The organism is Mameliella sp. CS4, assembly GCF_019392335.1.
In the GTDB taxonomy this organism is placed as follows: Bacteria; Pseudomonadota; Alphaproteobacteria; order Rhodobacterales; family Rhodobacteraceae; genus Antarctobacter.
In genome coordinates this window covers 1-244 of the sequence record NZ_JAHXRQ010000255.1, presented here as the reverse complement: position 1 = coordinate 244, position 244 = coordinate 1, and the positions used below count along the sequence as shown (strand labels likewise).

Annotated in this window: 1 pseudogene; it reads left to right on the top strand. The window is 62.3% G+C overall.

The features are described 5' to 3' along the window. Nucleotides 1-244: pseudogene (locus KZZ07_RS27295) on the top strand (hypothetical protein); the annotation flags it as partial.

Sequence of the window (244 nt, the reverse complement as noted above, 5' to 3'; positions counted from 1 at the left end):
GTCGAGCGCGGGCTCAACACGCCGTCGATTGCCGCCGCGCTGAAACTGGCCAAAGCCTTGAACGTAAAGGTCGAAGAACTGTTCAGCGAAGACAGCGTCAGCCTCGACAGCTACAGCCTGGTGCGCAGCCATGAGCGGCCGGACACAGCGCCGGGTTATGCGGTGCTCGCCCATCAGGTCAGTGAGCGCAGCCTGCTGCCGTTCATCATCTACCCGCCGACGGAGTTCACCGACAAGACGTTCA